This window comes from Hahella chejuensis KCTC 2396 (genome assembly GCF_000012985.1).
In the GTDB taxonomy this organism is placed as follows: domain Bacteria; phylum Pseudomonadota; class Gammaproteobacteria; order Pseudomonadales; family Oleiphilaceae; genus Hahella; species Hahella chejuensis.
Genome location: NC_007645.1, coordinates 6,500,040 through 6,518,052, shown reverse-complemented (window position 1 = coordinate 6,518,052; position 18,013 = coordinate 6,500,040). Strand labels below are relative to the sequence as shown.

Genomic DNA, 18,013 nt, shown 5'->3' with positions numbered 1-18,013 from the left:
TTTGTCATACCGACTTCATTGAGATATGCGCTAGGTCACACTACGCTTTTTAACGTTGCAAGAAGAGCGCATAAGACGGCGCAGTACGCGCGTGTTATGCAGTATGCGTTTACCTGCAAAGGGAGGTTAAGTATGCGTACCATTCCTACCGATATCATTTCTAACTGGCATTACCGAGTCGAAGGACTACAGCAGTCCACCAATGAATTCTACGATGCCGTCGAGCACAAGCTTAAAGAGCACGATGCGCCGCGAGTACGGACTGAACGAGTCCGATTCTCTGAAGGTGGTATCGGCTCCTCAAAGCGTGAATATCTCCAAGTCCGTCGAGGGGAGCATGTCTTCCATGTATGCGCCGCGCCGTTTGGTAATGGGTTCTTTATTTCGTGGTGGCTTGGGTATATCGACTCTGGCTTTTTTGCGTGGTTATCCCGCCTCCCGGTTATAGGCTTCGTTATCAGACACCTCATAAAGCCGATCACGTACTACCGCTTGGATACCGCGAACATGTTCCAGTCACTCACTGCCGGCTGCGTGTCGCAAGTACTGGACGGCATATTGGAAGCTAGGGGAATGCATGCCCTTGCGCGGGAGGACTATAAACCAACTATTCGGGATCTATTAGGGCGTGGTCGGTAGTGTGCTGTGTCGCAACTCATAGAGGAGGCGCTGACGAAGAGCTTCTATGCTTGGGAAATGCGGGGAAGGGGATGGCTTTCTGCCGATGAGGCAGTACAACTTGAACCTCCATACCGCCCCTTTTTCTTGCTACCCGAGCATGAAGCTCCGCTTGTTGCGCCGTATGACGATGGAGTCCATTTGTCGTTCTGGCAGCGGTTATTTCAGCGGAGGCCAGATCGACAGATACTTCCCCAGAAAAGCTATGAAGAACAGCCGCCATTTCCAAGGGCGCTTCCGTATGAGCCTGTATCGTTTCAGCTGTGTATTCCTCCAGAATACAAAACAAATCACGAGCGCATGTGCGCCATGCTCCGAACACTCACCGGCGCAATGGAGACAATCTCCTTTGAGCTGGTCGGTACTGATGGTGTTGTAGAGTGCGCGCTGACGTGCCATCAGATTGATGCGGAGTATGTCGGAAGCACGTTACGAGCATTTCTTCCAGAAGGGTCAGTACACGCGGGAGATGATCTGCTCCTAGCTGCGTGGGACGGCACCAATACGCAAGCACGGATAGACTTTGGGTTGTTCCGTGAATTCTTTATTCCCCTTGTCCATGTCCGCAACTTCGCTATCGATCCATACATCGCGTTAGTGTCCGCACTCTCACGTGCAGGAGAAGGAGAGTGTCTTTGCATGCAGGTGCTCATCGAGCCGGTGAAGAATCCCTGGGCGCGGACAATCATGGATGCGCTCACCGATGAGGAGGACGGGAGTTGCTTTTTTGCGGATGCACCAGAGTTTCTTCAATTCGCGAAAATGAAGACGGCTTCGCCACTCTTTGCCGTATCTCTCAGGGTTGGCGCACAGGCAGATGAATTGCGGATTCCTGAGCTCTTGGCTGGGTTTGATGGGGTGTTTGATCAGTATGGCTCTGTGCATGGAAATGAGCTATTTCCCCTGGACGTCACGTACTACCCAACATATGACGACGACACGCTCTTGTATTCGCGCGCGAGCCATCATACAGGCATGATTCTCTCCCTTGAGGAGCTGGTGGGGTTGGTGCATATACCTGACGAGTCCGTACGAGGACCGTTGGTGAGAGAGATCGCGGGCTTTCCAGAAGAGGATGAAAACGGTCTTGTCATTGGCTCCTATCAGCATGACGGGGAGCGCATACCCGCTACCATTCCGCACATAGATCGATTTGCGCATACGCACGTGGTTGGTGCTTCTGGGACAGGAAAGTCATCGTTGTTGCTCTCTATGATGTTGCAGGATGCGCGTGGTGGTAACGGCTGCATGCTCATAGATCCGCATGGCGATCTAACCGACGATATCTTGCAGTGTATGCCAGAGAATCGATTTGATGATGTGATCGTGTTTGATCCATCTGATGAGCAGTTTTCTATTGGATTAAACATCCTGCAGGCAGAAAGCTCCCACGAAAAAAATCTATTAGTCTCTGATCTCGTATCTACGATTTCGCGCCTTTCTACGTCCTGGGGCGATGTGATGACAACAGTGCTTGCAGAGGCCGTGCTTGCGCTGGTGGAGAGCGATGAGGCGTACTCACTTCTCGATTTGCGGCATTTCCTCTCTGATGCCTCATATCGGGCAAAATGCCTCGCTCCTATCACAGATCAAGCGATACAAGCATTCTGGGAGCATGACTTTCCGCGTATAGGATCACGCTCCATCGGGCCGTTGGTGACTCGTCTCGATTCGTTTCTTCGAGCTCGCATGCTGCGGTATGTGCTTGGACAGCCGAGAGGTGGGATTCATTTGGGAAACATTATGCAAGAAGGAAAGATCCTGCTTGCACGTCTTCCGCTTGGGCTCATGGGAGCAACAAACGCCCAGCTTCTCGGAAGCCTTCTCGTTACCAAATGCCAGCAGTATGCGATAGCCAGGCAGTCGATACCGAAGCAGGATCGCAAACCGTTTTTTCTCTATATCGATGAATGCCAACACTTCGTGACGCCGTCATTGGCTTCTATTTTTGGAGAAGGCCGGAAGTATAAGTTGGGGCTTACGCTTTCCCATCAATACCTTTCACAGCTAAGCCGTGCTCCTGAAGTTGCAGACGCTGTGCTCGGCAATGCACATAGCCGTATTGTGTTTCGGGTTGGCGGCAATGATGCGCGCTCTCTCGCGCAGGGATTCTCCGTGTTTGATCATCAGAACATTGTTTCACTGGGGCGTGGTGAGGCGCTGGTGAGAAGGGGAAACATGGGGAATGAGGTTGCGATTAGAACAGACTATATCGAAGTCCCCGACGCATTCCGGCAGCGAGAAGCGTTGGTGTCCCGTTCCCGCGAGAAGTATGGAGTTGCTGTATCGCAGATAGAGCAACTCTTCCAAGAACGGTATGTGAGGAAAGAGGCGCCGCAAAAGGCCGTCGCACCCTCCAGACAAGAGCCTGCCGAGGATCAAGAGAAGCAAAAACCAGCACAACACATTAAAGAGCCTGAGAGGGCTGCTCCAAAGACTCCCACACCTCCCCCTGCTATCCAGGAAGACGCAGAAGAGAAAGATACAAAGCGCGCCACCACACAACACATATACCTCCAGAATCTCATAAAGCGTCTTGCTGAAGAGCGGGGTTGCAGGGCGGTCATTGAAGAGCCGTGCCCGGGTGGGGTTGTGGACGTTGCGCTGTATCGCGGAAAGGTGAAGGTGGCGTGTGAGATATCGGTGACTACCGACATGAAGCACGAGTTGCAAAACATTGAGAAGTGCCGGGCAGCTGGGACATACACTCAGATTCTTTCGATTGTGCAGAAGGCCAATATGCGTCTCCGCATGGAGCAATATTTCAAGAAGGAAGATGCGAAGAAACTCCCGGTGTTGGTGATTAAGCCAGAGCAGATCCAGGAATATATCGAGTCTCTATTTCCCCCGATTGAGCCTACCACCAGTTCTGTGAAGGGGTATAGGGTGAAGGTGAAGCGAGGGAGTCCTCCTCCTGACGGTGGGCGGTCGGTTATCGCGGAGATTATTGCGAGGTCGGTGCGGAAGATTTAGGGCTATATTATATAGCCTATTAGGAGGGCGATGATGAGCTATCATTTCCAGGGTTCGCAACTTCGTATATTTAAAAAGTATGCGAGGCAGGATAGAAATAAAGCATATCTGAAAAATACAAGGTTCATTATTATTGAACATTTGCTTCCAACAACTGAAGAAATGGTTCGATGCCTGATGGAGTCAGAGGCAGAGATATTTGCCCTATTAGCGAAGCCGTACTCTATTGATTCAGAGGTTCTGATGCGGCTACAGGGTGATGGGATTAAAGTTATACAAAAATCATATCAATACTTAGAAGAAAGTGATTATTTGAAGTATCTTATATTGGAGGCCATAGATAAAAGTAAGGCGGATAAAAAGAATGTTGTATTGATAGATGTTGGAGGATATTTTTCTAGACCATTGAAAGAGATATCTGACAAAGATAAAAAATATATTTCTGGGGTGGTGGAAGATACTACTTTTGGGCACAATAGATATCAGATGTCTGTTAAGCACATAAGCGTGCCTGTATTTTCAGTGGCAAGAAGTGGGCTCAAAGAAATCGAGGCCAGATTTGTTGGTAGAGATGCGGTTTCTGCAATAGAGTATATTCTTCGGAAAAAAGGAATATCACTGGCAGGTCGAAACGCTCTTGTTATTGGTTATGGAATGATAGGTGAAAATGTAGCTAGGGCATTGAGAGGAGGTGATCTTAATGTTTCAGTATATGATAAACATGATCATAAAAACCTTTCCGCTTTTATAGATGGTTATGCTATCCATAAGAAAAGAGAGCTGATTAAGAATGCAGATATTATCTTCTCTGCGACGGGAGATCCAAGCGGATCAATGACATATGAAGAGATTGAGGAGTGTAAGAATAATGTTATACTTGCTAGTGTGGGGTCTAAAGATACAGAGTTTGATATTAAGGAAGTAAAGGCGCACTGCATAGAGGAAAAAGATGTTGGAGAAGAGCTAAAGGGGTATGTATTACCAAACTCAAAAAGAGTATTGGTGGCTAAGCAAGGAGCAGCAGTTAACTTTATACTTCCAAGTATGCCTGTAGAGATTCTTGATTTGGTTTTTTCAGAAATACTAATATGCATTATGCTTATTCTTACAAGCAAAACTAAAGGTAAATATCCACCAGGAATAATTCATGAGCTGCATCTTAATTATCTAAATGAAATTTCTAAGGACTGGCTTAGATTAGTTAATTTGTGATTTCTATGTCAAAAAATATAGAATTAAAATTTTCTATTGAATCAATGTCAGAGTTTGTGGCCATGGCAAAGAAAATTTCCATGGAATCACCAGTTGAATTGATGCAAAAAGATATATTTTACTCGATAAATAAGGGAAGACTAAAGCTAAGAGACGAGAATGGAATAAAAACATTTATTTATTACTTTAGGAGCAACTGTAAGGGGGAGAGACTTTCGAGATATTACCGCTTCAGAGTTGGTCGTTTACTATCTAATATTGTTGAAGTTATTCTGAGCTTTATTCTTGGGGCTCGCGGTATTGTTTCGAAAAGAAGGCGAGTATATTTTTATAAGAACTCTCGAATACACTGCGATAGCGTTCTGGGACTGGGTGAATTTGGTGAGTTTGAAGTTGTAATGAATGGGATAACAGAGCAAGAAGCTAGAGAAGAAGTTGAGTTTCTTAGGAATCACTTTTGTATTAAGGAAAAAAGCCTTGTATCCGTGTCTTATTCGGATATGCTTTTTTAGTAATACTTAATATAAACTCCCCCCTACAATTAGTAGGGGGGGGATGGAAATTTACCCTGCCATATAGCCTCTCTCTATAAAACTCACGGAACTTCCGTCGCTTCCAACCACAATATGATCAAGCACTCGCACGTCGATGAGCGCCAATGAACTCTTCACGGTCTTTGTCATTGCTATATCGGCCACGCTGGGTTCAGACATTCCGCTCGGGTGGTTATGGGCAAGAATCACTGCTGCTGCATTCAGCATAAGCGCACGCTTCACTATTTCTCGTGGATATACGGACGCTTGATCAATGGTCCCGTAGAACAATTTTTCAAAGCTGATGAGGCGGTTCTGGTTATCAAGGAACATGCAGGCAAATACTTCTTGTTCATGTTCTGCGAGCTGGAGCACGAGATAGTACTTGGTCGCGTCAGGGTCGCAGAATGCTTTACCACGGAAAAACCTTCCATCAAGGATATGTTTTGCAATGGAAATGATTTTGTCTGGATGTATTGCCTGATTGAATTGGTATGAGCCGTCTTCGTGGATTGAGTAGTGCTGTTGTACATCTTCGTTCATGTAGCTTCTCTCTATGTGGTATGCAAAAGAACATGAAGAACAGCCAGCAAGGGTGAAGCCCCGTACTGGCGGCTTCACCTCGCGCGTCTCTGTGACGCACGCATACAACATACGCGAGAAGGGGATTGGTCAAAGACAGTGAAAAGTGCAGATTTGCACACGTTGGTGGGGGCATCCTTGCCCGCCGGTTATCCTTGTTATTAGAGGAGAAATAGTAGCGGAAGGGCAGCCAATGCTACCCACCACCAGTTATTTTTGAAACTTGTCGATTCCTGCATGGCGGCAACATTTGTGGTGTAGGAAGCGCAGGCTTGGTCTGCCTGTTTGTACGTTTCATACTCACGGTCGGTCATCTGCTCCAAGCTTTTGTTTTTAAGGGATACATACACCGAATCTTTGCATGGGTTTTGAGTATTCTCGGCCATGGCCGGTGACATAACGAGACTCAGTGCTGCACATATGCTCAGCGCTGCAACGGACTTCTTCATAATCTTCCTCCTGAAAAAACACACAGATACAAGGAAAAGGTTCCCGAGCAATCGAGCGCCTTCTCACACCTTGCAAAATCAAGTGTAGTTGACTTTTTCTAAAACAGAAGAAAAAACAAAAAAAATTCACTTTAGGATGGTGTGCGTACCTCCTCTATGCTGCCTGCATGAAGCCTAATAATGACCCCAGATACGAACTACTTATCAGCCTATTGAAAAAAGCCCGAAAAGATCTGGGTATGAATCAAGAGGAGCTATCAAGCCGCCTTCAGAAATATAAGGTTTTTGTTACCAGATACGAATCTGGCGATAGGAAACTAGATCTTTTTGAGGTTATGGCGATTTGCCAAGTGCTCTCAGTTAACATCCACGAGCTCATCAAAAGGTTTGATAAAGACATGCCTGCATTGCTAGAACATGATGAGCGGTACCTTGATGGCTTCTGCAATGGCTTTTTGCTCGCGAAAGGATACGAAGTGTCGAAAGAGAGTGTGGATGGCTGCTCGAAGGAATAGAGTGCGGTGTTACGATCGAGTGTATCTTGAAAAAATTCAAAGATTGTCAGCAAATTCTCAGAGCTTGACTATACTTACAGCAATTTAGCGATTTTTCCTTGTAAAACAGAGAAAGTCTGGAAAAGAGGAAATCCATTTCCTCAAAAGCGCGTCCTTATGATGATAGGTACAGGAGCAGTGGGATATACACGATACGTAGGAGTTGTTCGTACATCACTACCCACTGGACGAACAGCCTGAATCCTTCTATGATCGCAGGCAGATTTTCGGTTGATCCTGTTATGATCGAGCTAATAAAAATAGCCGTTTCAGCGATCAGGATAATAATCGCCAGGTTGAGAAACAGTTGTGCGGTGAACATGTCTACCTCCTCACACAGTGTTTGTTGTAAGTGTGTTGTAAGTGTGTTGTAAGTGTGTTGTAAGTGTGTTGTAAGTGTGTGAGGGCACACAGCCAACCTTAACTCCTTGGCAAAGGATGATTGCCGTGGTAGTATCGGGTAGGAGGTTCGCGTGCACACCGATTCTTAGAGCGAAGGGTGTGCAGCTAGTGTACCTTCGTTATGGAGCCCTTCCTAAGGAAGGGCTTTCTACGTTCCGTTATTTTTCATGATACCTCCTCGTTTAGCCTTTTCTGGATCTTATACTCTAGAGTTTAACCTGCGTTATTTATCTTGGAAGCATCTGCATAGCCTAAAAAAAAGGCCGCATACGTAAAAAACGTATGCGGCCTTATGTGGAACTTCCCGTTCGCTTCTCAATCAAGTCAAATTTGCTGGCGCTCATACAGACTACCTCTACACGCAGCTCAAAATTCCTTTAACAGTTAGAATATAGCGTTTTGAGCGAATTTTGTCCAGGGTTAGGGGAGGCTGTAAAGCTGGATGTTATGCTTTAGTGCGTCAATATGTCAGCAGGGTTAGGACGGATTGCTGATTCACCAGCACATCCCACATATGTACAATCCACTTGCATTGTGAATGAATGTAACGTGTTTTTGGCTATTCATCGCGCTGCTTGCGGTCTGGCAGGTTCAGCGCCATACAAGGGATGTATTTCTAGATGTACTCTAATCGCTGGTACGAATTTAAGCATTGGTCTGACATTACCACTGCCGACCTTCCGTTCGCTGAGTCTCCGTTCTTTGCAGCACACTACGCTGACCGCTGTTTGAGCTCTGATGCAACGGTAGGTCAGGTCGTTAACAGCCTCGCTGGCTCACATTTCCGCTCCATGTTTGGTACTTTTCCGGGAAGAGGTTCGCGGTATTTCCGAAAGTGGCGTGATGACTTCGTGCGGGATGTTGAGCGTGGAGAAGTGCTGCTTGTATTTAAAGACAAACGAAAGCCTTTTTGCCCTCTGATTGCTGAAGGCGAGAATGGCCTGACACCAACTAACTCTGAACCATCCCTCGCAAATCGGTTGATAGTGCGTGCTAATCCCCCGCCGCCGCCTCCTCCTGCAATTACCGGAGAGGTGAGTGATGTCTCCTCCTTTAATGGGAACCTTGGTTGGTCGAGTGAGAAACGAGATGACGAGAGTTATCGAGCGAGCCAGATAAAGCCAGGAAAAGTTACTTCTACCGGCAACACATCTAACTCAGAAGCGGAGAGTAGCGAGGCCGGAACAATATATAGCGAGCAAGAGGTTAATGAAATTGTTAATGATCCTGCGAAGCGAAAAGAGCTGTTTAAAAAGCACGGTATCACGGTAGGTCCGTATAAAAAGCTGCAAAAAATTAGCAAACCGGGCTATCAGCGTGAGCACTTTGTTCCGCATAGTTGCTTTATGGAGCGTTCGAGGAATGCGGCTGCTAAGGAAGCGCGATCAGCGGTACCCATTAGGCGCGCCTTTGGCAGATATACCGAAGGCGATGCGATTACCTATTTTGTATACGACGACCAAAGCCAGGGAACAGAGCATAGATATCTGACAGAAGCTGAAGAGCAGTTTGGACAAATGCTTGAAGCGGAGGGACGGTACGCGACGGTTACCGAGTGGCTTGATCACATGGAATATATTACCGCAATGTCGCTGCCCATGAATGACATAATGCGTGCTCCAGATGAGTATCGAGCACGGGTACCGGCAGATGAGGCAGCTATTGTTGCGAAATGCATTAGAAGGGAATACGAAGACTACCTTGATCAGTGCGGGTGCGACAAAAATGCACTGTGCTCGAACCTCATTGGGGGCGGTACCGTTCCTGAAGATGAAGACTTTACACGCGACGCGTTCTAGGGATTTGAAATGTCAAACACATATGAAATTAATCATGTTATTGGCGTCTGCGGAGATGCAGACGGAAATGTATACCAACTCTACACCCACTATGATGAATCAGATGCTTTAGCTGCCGTTGGGACTATAAAGAAAGCGACGACAGATAAAAACGGTATTGTTCTCGGTGGGAAAGGGACACGCCTTTTATACGCGAATACTCAAATGAACGCGATGTGGATGTCACCGGAAGGGCATTTGTGGGTAGTGGATCGCAAGGGGAACGTATACACGAATGCCCCTGTGACGTTTGTTAATGCACCATATCAACACCTCGACTATAAAGACTTGGACTCTGGAGTTCAGTGGAACGTTACGTTAATTGATCGCAACTCACTGCAGGGGATTTGGGGATCATCCGACTCCGATGTATGGGTAACGAGCTTCAATGGACAGGCGTTTCATTGGGACGGAAAGAGTTGGACGATGCATGCCATAGGTAACACCTCCAATGGCATTAATGGTTCAGCTTCTAATGATGTGTATGTAGTTGGCTATCACGGAAAAATTCACCATTTTGATGGGAGTAGTTGGTCCGATGTCCCATACCCAGCCCACTTGCCGGAAGGAGAAGTCTTTACTGATGTACGCGTGGTGAGTAAAGAAGAGGTGTATATCACCGGAAGAAGCGGCGGAGTGCTTAAAGGTAATGCTCTTGATGGATTCCAGGATATTGGTTCGCCAGAGTACAAATGGTATGGCGTTGGATATTTCAAGGAGCGGTTGTTTTTTGCTGGCGGGCCAAGCGGAATATTTGAACTGAAAGATGGGCGTTTTGAATGCCTAAAGGACAGGGCTGATATCGTCGGTGTATTTGAGGCAAAGGATGCCATTTATTTTATTCCTGCAGAACAACAACCTAGGCCGTGGGTTGTCCAATATCAACCGGGCGCAGATATGGAATGGGCTAAGATTAACTCGTGATTTGTCTGTATCGGTGGTGGGAGAAGAGGCTGGCCTTTTTGGAATTGCCTCCACGCTTCCTACATACGATCTATTAAATATATGAACGCCTGGGAAAATGAATTCGAGAATGCGGTCAAGTTGTGGGCTGATCGGGAAAGGTTAGCGAAGAGTATGTATGTGGCAGACGCAAGCAAGGCGTCTGCCCTCATGCAGTTAGAAACTTCCTATGAGGAAATAGCGAGGCATCTGGCTACTGGCGTGGGTGACAATGCTGCCGTACTACAGGCGGCAATCAACAGTAAAGGAGCGCGAGGAGAGGTCGCATGTCATGTCGTACTGTATTCCGGCGACTCTGACATGGATTCCATACTCCTGCAAAAGATGGGGGAGAAGGACGGTAACGCGCACTGGAATGTTGAGCCAGCTTTGCGAGTATGTGACGTAGACACAATAAAGCGCTTTGGCCATAAAGCCCTTGCCTTGCAGAAGCCATGGATTCATGACGCGCTTTCAAGCGTTGTAGCTAAGAATATGCTCAATGAGCTAGCTTCGTATTACCGAGTAGACGCCCTTATCTCTAATCCTTCCACATACACCATTTCCATGCTGGGTTACGTTGGTGATTCCAGCTACACCAGTGCTCTCAAAACGCTCATGAATGATGAAGATGTGAGTAGCTATTTCCGCATTGAATGTGCAAAAAGCTTGTTGCTGATGGGCGACGATAGTGGTCTGGATTTCTATAAATTCGCGCTGTCAGAAAGGATGGAAGATGGAACGTTAGCATACCTCATTGGCCGTTACGGGAATCCAGGTGATGTAGTGCATTTCTTATTGAACGAAGCGAAAGAGCAAAGCGATGATGAAGATGACGTCGCCGGGATACTTAAAGGCTTGGGATTCACCGGTGATATTCGCGCAATTGATGGACTGAAGCCTTTCCTTGCGGACGAAAGTGAAGAGGTGCGAGCCGCAGCAAGTACGGCAATCTCTGAGATAACAGGTGAGTGGAATGTTGATCAGTATGCAGATGTGGATGAACTAGCCTCTTTCTGGGATCAGTGGTTGGCGGAAAATATTGCTAAGTTTGATGCTGCAACTCGTTACCAGCGTGGCGTAGCGTTTGATCTCAAGACTCTGGCCAACAAAATGATGAACGCTGATCGTGAGTCTCGTGTAATAACACATGAGCACTTAATGATGTTTTCAGGTCTGCACTTACCATACGACGAAAAGCGTTACTACGCAGATCAATTGACACAAGTTGAGCTCTGGAAAAATGAGCTCGCTACTCAAATCAGTGTTGGCGCTGGGCAGTGGGTGCGTAATGGAAGAGTTCTGTAAGTTTGCAAGTGCATGCTGTTGACTTCACGCAATAAAATTTTCATAATTTTGTGCGTGGGCTCAGGTAGCCTCCCTGCCGCGTTGGGAAATACCGAACTAATCATTCAACATTTGGACTTACTTTGAGGCCAAGCAAGCGGCATGCTAATTGCGGGAAGAACTGCAAGGCCATCGGAGTATCCACATGTTCGCATTCCAAGACTGCATTACCTCTATCAAATATCTAGCAAAAATATCTGACTATGAAGGCACACACTGTCAAAAGATAGATAAGTGTTGCCAAGAATATGGCTTCAACCACTATAACGACCTAAGAAGTGGTCTTCCTGAACTTCCCACGGACAGGTTTGCAAATATATCACTGACATTGATGCGCAAGTATTGCGCGGCCGTCAAACCGAACTTAGATACCGCGTATTACGAATTCCATGCCACTCCCGGTCCTAAAATTGCAAAAATTGCTTTTTATAGCTATTGGATCGGCTGGGACAAGAAAGGACGGGAGGTTCGTGAACCATTAGCGTTGGATGGTAAAGAGTCTGTTGACGGCCTTAGAGAGTTGCTCAAGCGCCCTGTATATGTAGTAGAAAACTCCCAGCAGCTCACCGCGTGGCTGTGTAACTGGTATGGGGTTGCGCTTGTATCGGAAGAGCTTGCGCATGACTCTTTCAGAGAAAAGTTTGATCGGCAAAGGCTGGTTGATGAGAACGTCAACATGGCTTTAGTTCGTGCTCAGCGTGAGAACTATGACGACAATATGGCTACCTAGCTAATCGCTAATCGGGGGTAGGCTTATAGTCTGCTCTGTTAATACAAAGAAAGAGGGTCATAGACCCTCTTGTCATTTCTATGGGTCATGGCGATATGCCATTACCCAAAGCCTCTCTCAGGCTATCTACATATTTCCTGCTCGGGGAGTGCTCATTCCGTGCCCAGCCCAACACTGTGCTCTCATCGGCCTGAATTGCCGCTGCTAGGGCTTTAAGGGTGTATCCCTGATGTATGGCATACACAGAGAGCTTTTCTCCAAATGAGCCCACTGATACACATGGGCAGTAGGTAAGGAACTCCATTATTTTCGGATAAAACCGCGCAGGCGGATGGTGCTTATTATGCTCCCAGCCAAGCACTGTTTCGGTGCATGCGCCGATACGCTCTGCTACCTCTGCCTGCGAAAGGTGCAAATCAAGCCTTCGCGCTCTAATGTGGTCTCCGAGAGTCCGTAGCTCTTTCGGATAGAGGTAACCCTTTGATTTTTTGGCAGTTAATCGAACTGGCAAAAAGGCAATGAAACCATGTCCTTGCGGTTATTCGGGCCACCCTGAAGTGGCGTGCAAGTGCACGGAGATACAAGTGAGTCGCTATCGGCAGAAGATTTCAGGCCCTTTGCTGGATCGTTTTGATTTACATGTTGAAGTCCCCGCCGTCGCTATCAACGAGCTGCAACGCGCCGCCAGATCGGAAAGCAGCGCCCAGATTGCTTCCAGGGTGAACGCTGCCAGACAGGCGCAATTAGCCCGCTCAGGCTGCGCCAACCAGTATTTGCAGGGTGAACCCCTGGAACAGCACTGTCAGTTGGGAGAAAAAGAGCGACAGTTGCTGGAGCGGGCCCTGCAAAGGCTTGGCTTGTCCGCTAGAGCCTACCACCGGGTTCTGCGGGTGGCGAGAACCATCGCTGATTTGTCCGGCTCCCCCCATATCCAGGCGGCGCACTTACTAGAGTCGCTCAGCTTTCGCGCTTTAGACCGGCGCAGGGAGCCTCTGAATGAAATGCTGCAGGCGAAATAAACGTCGGTATAAGCGCGGGGCGCAAGCGCTTGAATCGCTGATGAATAAGCGGAGCGATAAAAAGAGGAGCCCAAGGGGGCTCCTAAATGGGGTTTAGGAAGACAATTTCGATCGCTTCAGATCGAATTTGCTTGACTGGGTGCATAGGCATGGCCCAGTCAATTAAATTGTACAAAAAATGCTCTAATCTATCTATAAAGGAACGCAGCAAGGATTGTAAGCGCTTGTGAACTGAGAGCGTAAAAACGGCTCAGCATGGCGGATTTAGCGGGAGGTAGAGGGATCAGGTCCCGGTATGATAAGAGCTGCTGTTTATCCATGTCTCCAACTCCCTGTCGGTGGCGCTTTTCAGGCGTTTGAGGCCCGCTTTGACATATTGTTTGGCTTGGAACACAAGCTGGCTGCTGTCACTGAAGAACTGATCCGCGAGAAGTCCTTCTCCTGTGCGCCCAGGTGTCAGTTCCTGAGTGATGCGGCGTTCAATGCCCAGCCAGATATCCCCAAGCTTGTACCAGGGCTGTCCAGCCTGTAGAAGCTCATCCACGTCATACTGACCACTGATGTGGTGGCTGGATTGCGTGAAGTAGCGGGATAAAAAACCAAGCCGGTCGACAAAGGCTTTCTCCTTCGCTCCTGAAGCCAGGCAGTGAGTGCCGATGCCGCGAATTTGGGCGGCGGTTTCCATCAGCTCAGGCAGCTCATTCAAGGTCAGGCGCGCCACGGGCTGGTGGGATATGTCTAAATGTTCAAACAAAGGACCGTTCAGAAAGTCCTTGTATAGCTTCAATAACTGCTGAATGAGATGGGTATGCAACTCAAAGTTATGAAAGGCGCTATCCTGACGCCAATGATAGTTCACAGTAAACCATTCTGCGCATAGACTCTGCCAGCTCTCATCGGAGATCAATTCTCCCCGGAGCCGCTGTACTTCTTGTAAGTCTTTGAGTACATAGGGTTTGATGGCGGCAAGGCGGATCTCGAAGAAGTCGTCGCCTCCCAGAATGGCCAGCGTGGCGCCGCGATGTTGCTGAATATGGGTGATCAGTTCCAGCAGCTGTTGGCTAAGCTCCAGGCAGCGCTGCCGGGCTTGGTGTCGTTCATAGGCTTGGCGGACTTTAGAAATAGATATGTTCATCTTCCATTTTAATTATTAGCTCTATGGTTGATGTTTCCGGCACTGCAATAGCCGGGGTTGCTATCTCCAGCCCAAGCAATATAAAGGCCAAGGAGCTTGCTGAAAGGCTCGCCGTTCATGGAGCGTTAGATCACTTATCTTTATAGCTTAGCTTAAAGCCCATGGTATCGGGTGGTGCGGACTGAGGGTTCCGTTTTGCTTTGTATCAGGCGCCGGACCAAAGTTGTGCGTCGCTCATTTTGCGGGGATAAAACGCACCTATATTCTGCTTTATTTTGGTGCGTTGCGATAACGTAATGAGGCTGAAGAACTCTTATAGCGCAAGATCGCGGGAGGTTTCGGTGCGTTATTGCGAGATCTTTTGTTCGGATCTGAGGCGGACGCATATAAAAAATGGGGCGATAAGTCGTTGCGTGTTTTTTATACGGGGCCTATCATTCCAGCCCCTGTTTGCCGATGACGGCGATAGCGTTTCCCTCATTGGTGTGACCAGACTTTCCTGAAGCAGTTAGAGTAACGATTTAGAGTAGCTATGGATAATCAACATTTACGCCCCATTCGCAGTTTTGTTATTCGAGGTGGGCGTATGACGGCCTCCCAGCAAAAAGCCTTTGATCGCCTGTGGCCGGAAAAGGGCCTGGCTGTGGAGAACGGCCTGCTGGATTTGGAAAGCGTGTTCGGCCGCCGCTCAACGGTAGTGCTGGAGATTGGTTTCGGCATGGGACAGTCTTTGGCGGAAATGGCCGCCAGTGAGCCTGATGCGGACTTCATTGGCGTCGAAGTGCATAAGCCGGGCGTTGGCGCCCTGTTGCGGAATATGGAGGAACAGTCCCTGGAGAATATCCGTATTTTCTGGGACGACGCCAACGAGGTGATAGATAAATGCCTTCCGGACGCTTCGCTTGATCGAGTGCAGCTGTTCTTTCCCGACCCCTGGCATAAGAAGCGCCATAATAAGCGTCGGATTGTGCAGTTGGAGTTTGTGCAGCGAATTCGCGCCAAACTGAAAAGCGGCGGCGTATTTCATATGGCGACGGATTGGGAGCCTTATGCTGAGCACATGATGGAAATCATGAGCGAAGCGCCGGGAATGGAGAATATTTCGGGAGCGGGGCAGTTTTCACCACGCCCTGACACCCGTCCCGTCACCAAGTTTGAGAAGCGCGGCGAGCGTTTGGGGCATGGCGTTTGGGACCTCATGTTCCGTCGCGTAGACTGATACTGCGAAAGGGGCGTTTGCGGACGCCCCAGGCCTCAGTTGGATTTCGCCGTCGCTTCCCGGGTGATTCTGATATGCAGGAAGCGCATCAGGCGGGTGAGCAAAAATCCTCCTCCCGTGACCAGCAGTAAGAACTTCAGGCTGGCGAAATAGTAGGCCGCAGCAGTGAGCTGTGGATATAACCAACCTCCCAGTACAAAGCCCAATGCGAAGTTCTCAACGGCGTCGCACATCCCCGCAATCAAAAAGCCCACTGTAAACAAATGCTTCAGATCGCTGTCCGCGCCTCGCGACAGTGCGCAAAGCAACACGGTGTAGGCGACCAAGAAGGGAAAGTCCAGAATCAGGCTCCAAGTGGCCCAGAACTGTCCCTCACGACCCCATGAGTTGAGGATGAGTTCTGCTCGGAATGGATTTTTGGCCAGTTCGAAACTGACGAAGCCCCAGGGCGCGATGTCGTTTTGCAGGTGAGGGTGAATCCAGAAAATCAGACCGCCGAAAAGGACCGTGGCGGCGAGACTGAAAGCAATGCGGTTTTTCTGCGACGGGTGAGGGTCGTCCATAGGTAGAAACCTGTATTATCCGGGAAGTGTCCAGTGTAAAACAAAGCTGTCGGGCTGGGCTAGTCCATAAAATGAGTTAAAACAGCGTTCAAGTGACGATAGCCTAATTCTGTACACTGCAGTCTGTCAGCCTGTAGCCAGCCTTTTTGGCGCGCTTCGCTCAGTTGCGGCTCTAATAGAGAGACGCCAACGCCAGTGCGGCGCACCAGCAGCTCTTCCTCCACGCCTTCCCTTAGTCTTAGCGCATTCATCAGAAAGTCCACGCCGGCTTCATGGGCCGGAGTTATCTCCTCCCCCGCTGTATAGTTGTCGATGCGGCTGAGATAGTGCTGTGGCAAGCGGGTTTTCCAATAGCGGATAACGTCCCCGGAAGATCCCGTCAGCTTGCCATGAGCGCCGGCGCCGATGGCCAGATAGTCGCCAAAGCGCCAGTAATTGAGATTGTGTCTGGACTCCTTCCCCGTTTGGGCGAAGGCGGAGATCTCATACTGGTTATAACCAGCCTGAGCTAGACGTTCGCAGCCGTTCTCATGGATTTCCCAGAGGGTATCGTCTTCCGGTAATTGGGGCGGATGGCGGTAAAACTCGGTATTCGGTTCGATGGTCAGTTGATACCAGGAAAGATGCGTTGGGCCAAGGCTAATCGCTGTGTCGAGATCTTCCATCGCATGCTGCAGAGATTGTCCTGGCAATCCGTGCATCAGATCCAGGTTAAAATTATCGAATCCCGCCTGCCGGGCTTTATCCACGGCGCGAATGGCGTCCTCGCCGTTATGTATGCGGCCAAGCGTTGTCAGCAGTTCAGGCTGGAAGCTCTGTACGCCCAGAGACAAGCGATTAACGCCGCCTTGAAACAGGTCTTTGAACTTGGCCTCGTCAACCGTTCCTGGATTGGCTTCCAGCGTGATCTCAATGTCGTCATGGAAGCCCAGTCGCTGGCGCGCGCCGTCGATAACCGATGCGATAATGTCGGGTGAGAGCAGGCTCGGCGTACCGCCGCCAAAGAAAATGGAGCCAAGAGCTCTTTTCCCGCCGATCTGTTCCAGCCGGAACATCTCCGTATCCAGATCGCTTAACAGCGCTTGTAGATATTCCCGCTCAGGCAGCTCCGATCGGGCGGTGTGAGAATTAAAGTCGCAATATGGGCATTTACGCACGCACCAGGGGATGTGAACGTAAAGCGCCAGGGGCGGCGTATGCAGCCCCGGCGTCAAAATGTCAGCCATATAGGCGGGTCAACTCCGCAACCAGTTGCGCCATCGCCTGTCCGCGATGGCTGAGAGCGTTCTTCTCTTCCGGCGTCAGCTCCGCCGAGGTGCACTGTCGATCAGACAGCCAGAATAATGGGTCGTAGCCGAAACCGCCGCCGCCGCTCGCCTGCTCTGCAATAGAGCCTTCCCAGGCGCCGTGACAAATAACCGGAACTGGGTCGGCTTCGTGTCGCATAAAGGCGAGTACGCAGTGAAAGCGCGCGGTTCTGGCGCCGGTGGGTGTATTCGCCAGCAACTGCAGCAGCTTGGCGTTGTTATCCTGATCTGAAGCGCTTTCGCCAGCGAAGCGTGCGGAATAGATGCCCGGTGCGCCCTGCAAGGCGTCCACTTCCAAGCCGGAGTCGTCCGCCAGAGCAGGCAGGCCGGAGACGGCGGCTGCGTGACGGGCTTTGAGAATGGCGTTTTCGATAAAAGTCTGTCCAGTTTCCTCAATGGAGGGAATGTTCAGCTCTTTCTGAGAGACGACAGTAATGTCGAGGGAGCCGAGCAATCGGTTCAGCTCCTTGATTTTGCCGGCGTTATGGCTGGCTAATACGATCTTTTGCATGATTTTCAGTATGTTTGAA

At 49.1% G+C, this 18,013-nt stretch carries 18 protein-coding genes; 11 read left to right on the top strand and 7 right to left on the bottom strand.

The window, feature by feature from the left end; genetic code table 11:
• Positions 1-132 precede the first annotated feature (132 nt).
• From HCH_RS28780 to HCH_RS28765, 4 genes are read left to right on the top strand one after another with little or no spacing between them, the layout of a single operon-like run.
• Positions 133-639, top strand: a complete 507-nt coding sequence (locus tag HCH_RS28780) for a hypothetical protein (RefSeq protein ID WP_041598998.1) — start codon at positions 133-135, stop codon at positions 637-639.
• 6 nt (positions 640-645) lie between these two features.
• Positions 646-3,651, top strand: coding sequence for a type IV secretory system conjugative DNA transfer family protein (locus tag HCH_RS28775; RefSeq protein WP_041598997.1), 3,006 nt, complete (start codon positions 646-648; stop codon positions 3,649-3,651).
• A 30-nt stretch (positions 3,652-3,681) separates the two neighbouring features.
• Positions 3,682-4,863 carry an adenosylhomocysteinase gene (locus HCH_RS28770; RefSeq protein ID WP_083769839.1) on the top strand — a complete coding sequence of 394 codons (1,182 nt, stop codon included), beginning with the start codon at positions 3,682-3,684 and terminating at the stop codon, positions 4,861-4,863.
• Between the two features lie 5 nt (positions 4,864-4,868).
• Complete coding sequence (locus HCH_RS28765) at positions 4,869-5,375, top strand: class IV adenylate cyclase (protein WP_011400075.1); 507 nt, start codon at positions 4,869-4,871, stop codon at positions 5,373-5,375.
• Positions 5,376-5,426: 51 nt separating this feature from the next.
• Here the strand turns inward: HCH_RS28765 and radC are convergent, their stop codons facing one another.
• Both radC and HCH_RS28755 read right to left on the bottom strand, forming a co-directional pair.
• Complete coding sequence (radC, locus tag HCH_RS28760) at positions 5,427-5,939, bottom strand: RadC family protein (RefSeq protein WP_041598995.1); 513 nt, start codon at positions 5,937-5,939, stop codon at positions 5,427-5,429.
• 200 nt (positions 5,940-6,139) lie between these two features.
• Entirely contained in the window at positions 6,140-6,427 is a 288-nt protein-coding gene (locus HCH_RS28755; protein ID WP_011400073.1) for a hypothetical protein, read from the bottom strand.
• A gap of 167 nt (positions 6,428-6,594) precedes the next feature.
• Between HCH_RS28755 and HCH_RS28750 the strand changes: the two genes are divergently transcribed.
• Entirely contained in the window at positions 6,595-6,942 is a 348-nt protein-coding gene (locus HCH_RS28750; RefSeq protein ID WP_011400072.1) for a helix-turn-helix domain-containing protein, read from the top strand.
• A gap of 154 nt (positions 6,943-7,096) precedes the next feature.
• Here HCH_RS28750 and HCH_RS28745 read toward each other — a convergent pair whose 3' ends face one another.
• The gene (locus HCH_RS28745) at positions 7,097-7,303 is read right to left on the bottom strand and encodes a hypothetical protein (RefSeq protein ID WP_041598994.1); all 207 of its coding nucleotides are present in this window, start codon (positions 7,301-7,303) and stop codon (positions 7,097-7,099) included.
• A 700-nt stretch (positions 7,304-8,003) separates the two neighbouring features.
• Here HCH_RS28745 and HCH_RS28740 point away from each other — a divergent pair.
• The 5 genes from HCH_RS28740 to HCH_RS28720 all read left to right on the top strand — a co-directional run bounded on the left by HCH_RS28740 (position 8,004) and on the right by HCH_RS28720 (position 13,259).
• Positions 8,004-9,182: a hypothetical protein gene (locus tag HCH_RS28740; RefSeq protein ID WP_011400071.1), complete on the top strand. Its 1,179-nt coding sequence runs from the start codon at positions 8,004-8,006 to the stop codon at positions 9,180-9,182.
• A gap of 9 nt (positions 9,183-9,191) precedes the next feature.
• Positions 9,192-10,145: a hypothetical protein gene (locus HCH_RS28735; RefSeq protein ID WP_011400070.1), complete on the top strand. Its 954-nt coding sequence runs from the start codon at positions 9,192-9,194 to the stop codon at positions 10,143-10,145.
• A gap of 189 nt (positions 10,146-10,334) precedes the next feature.
• The gene (locus HCH_RS28730) at positions 10,335-11,471 is read left to right on the top strand and encodes a HEAT repeat domain-containing protein (RefSeq protein ID WP_148212683.1); all 1,137 of its coding nucleotides are present in this window, start codon (positions 10,335-10,337) and stop codon (positions 11,469-11,471) included.
• A gap of 184 nt (positions 11,472-11,655) precedes the next feature.
• Complete coding sequence (locus HCH_RS28725; RefSeq protein ID WP_011400068.1) at positions 11,656-12,240, top strand: hypothetical protein; 585 nt, start codon at positions 11,656-11,658, stop codon at positions 12,238-12,240.
• Positions 12,241-12,758: 518 nt separating this feature from the next.
• Positions 12,759-13,259 (top strand): ATP-binding protein, encoded by a 501-nt coding sequence (locus HCH_RS28720; protein WP_011400067.1) that lies wholly within the window; start codon positions 12,759-12,761, stop codon positions 13,257-13,259.
• A gap of 283 nt (positions 13,260-13,542) precedes the next feature.
• Here HCH_RS28720 and HCH_RS28715 read toward each other — a convergent pair whose 3' ends face one another.
• Positions 13,543-14,394 (bottom strand): hypothetical protein, encoded by an 852-nt coding sequence (locus tag HCH_RS28715; protein ID WP_011400066.1) that lies wholly within the window; start codon positions 14,392-14,394, stop codon positions 13,543-13,545.
• A gap of 532 nt (positions 14,395-14,926) precedes the next feature.
• Here HCH_RS28715 and trmB point away from each other — a divergent pair.
• Positions 14,927-15,613 (top strand): tRNA (guanosine(46)-N7)-methyltransferase TrmB, encoded by a 687-nt coding sequence (gene trmB, locus HCH_RS28710; RefSeq protein ID WP_041598991.1) that lies wholly within the window; start codon positions 14,927-14,929, stop codon positions 15,611-15,613.
• A gap of 35 nt (positions 15,614-15,648) precedes the next feature.
• Here the strand turns inward: trmB and HCH_RS28705 are convergent, their stop codons facing one another.
• Genes HCH_RS28705 through HCH_RS28695 form a run of 3 tightly spaced genes read right to left on the bottom strand, consistent with a single transcriptional unit; the run spans position 15,649 to position 17,994 of the window.
• The gene (locus HCH_RS28705) at positions 15,649-16,176 is read right to left on the bottom strand and encodes a hypothetical protein (protein WP_011400063.1); all 528 of its coding nucleotides are present in this window, start codon (positions 16,174-16,176) and stop codon (positions 15,649-15,651) included.
• Positions 16,177-16,235: 59 nt separating this feature from the next.
• Complete coding sequence (gene hemW / locus HCH_RS28700) at positions 16,236-17,402, bottom strand: radical SAM family heme chaperone HemW (protein WP_011400062.1); 1,167 nt, start codon at positions 17,400-17,402, stop codon at positions 16,236-16,238.
• Positions 17,395-17,994, bottom strand: a complete 600-nt coding sequence (locus HCH_RS28695; RefSeq protein ID WP_011400061.1) for an XTP/dITP diphosphatase — start codon at positions 17,992-17,994, stop codon at positions 17,395-17,397. The genes hemW and HCH_RS28695 overlap by 8 nt, the downstream gene beginning before the upstream one ends.
• Positions 17,995-18,013 lie beyond the last annotated feature (19 nt).

Coding starts and splice junctions, on each gene's coding strand:
- HCH_RS28780 (WP_041598998.1), top strand. CDS start 133: ATGCGTACCATTCCTACCGATATCATTTCTAACTGGCATTACCGAGTC.
- HCH_RS28770 (WP_083769839.1), top strand. CDS start 3,682: ATGATGAGCTATCATTTCCAGGGTTCGCAACTTCGTATATTTAAAAAG.
- HCH_RS28765 (WP_011400075.1), top strand. CDS start 4,869: ATGTCAAAAAATATAGAATTAAAATTTTCTATTGAATCAATGTCAGAG.
- radC (WP_041598995.1), bottom strand. CDS start 5,939: ATGAACGAAGATGTACAACAGCACTACTCAATCCACGAAGACGGCTCA.
- HCH_RS28755 (WP_011400073.1), bottom strand. CDS start 6,427: ATGAAGAAGTCCGTTGCAGCGCTGAGCATATGTGCAGCACTGAGTCTC.
- HCH_RS28750 (WP_011400072.1), top strand. CDS start 6,595: ATGAAGCCTAATAATGACCCCAGATACGAACTACTTATCAGCCTATTG.
- HCH_RS28745 (WP_041598994.1), bottom strand. CDS start 7,303: ATGTTCACCGCACAACTGTTTCTCAACCTGGCGATTATTATCCTGATC.
- HCH_RS28740 (WP_011400071.1), top strand. CDS start 8,004: ATGTACTCTAATCGCTGGTACGAATTTAAGCATTGGTCTGACATTACC.
- HCH_RS28735 (WP_011400070.1), top strand. CDS start 9,192: ATGTCAAACACATATGAAATTAATCATGTTATTGGCGTCTGCGGAGAT.
- HCH_RS28730 (WP_148212683.1), top strand. CDS start 10,335: ATGCAGTTAGAAACTTCCTATGAGGAAATAGCGAGGCATCTGGCTACT.
- HCH_RS28725 (WP_011400068.1), top strand. CDS start 11,656: ATGTTCGCATTCCAAGACTGCATTACCTCTATCAAATATCTAGCAAAA.
- HCH_RS28720 (WP_011400067.1), top strand. CDS start 12,759: ATGAAACCATGTCCTTGCGGTTATTCGGGCCACCCTGAAGTGGCGTGC.
- HCH_RS28715 (WP_011400066.1), bottom strand. CDS start 14,394: ATGAACATATCTATTTCTAAAGTCCGCCAAGCCTATGAACGACACCAA.
- trmB (WP_041598991.1), top strand. CDS start 14,927: ATGGATAATCAACATTTACGCCCCATTCGCAGTTTTGTTATTCGAGGT.
- HCH_RS28705 (WP_011400063.1), bottom strand. CDS start 16,176: ATGGACGACCCTCACCCGTCGCAGAAAAACCGCATTGCTTTCAGTCTC.
- hemW (WP_011400062.1), bottom strand. CDS start 17,402: ATGGCTGACATTTTGACGCCGGGGCTGCATACGCCGCCCCTGGCGCTT.
- HCH_RS28695 (WP_011400061.1), bottom strand. CDS start 17,994: ATGCAAAAGATCGTATTAGCCAGCCATAACGCCGGCAAAATCAAGGAG.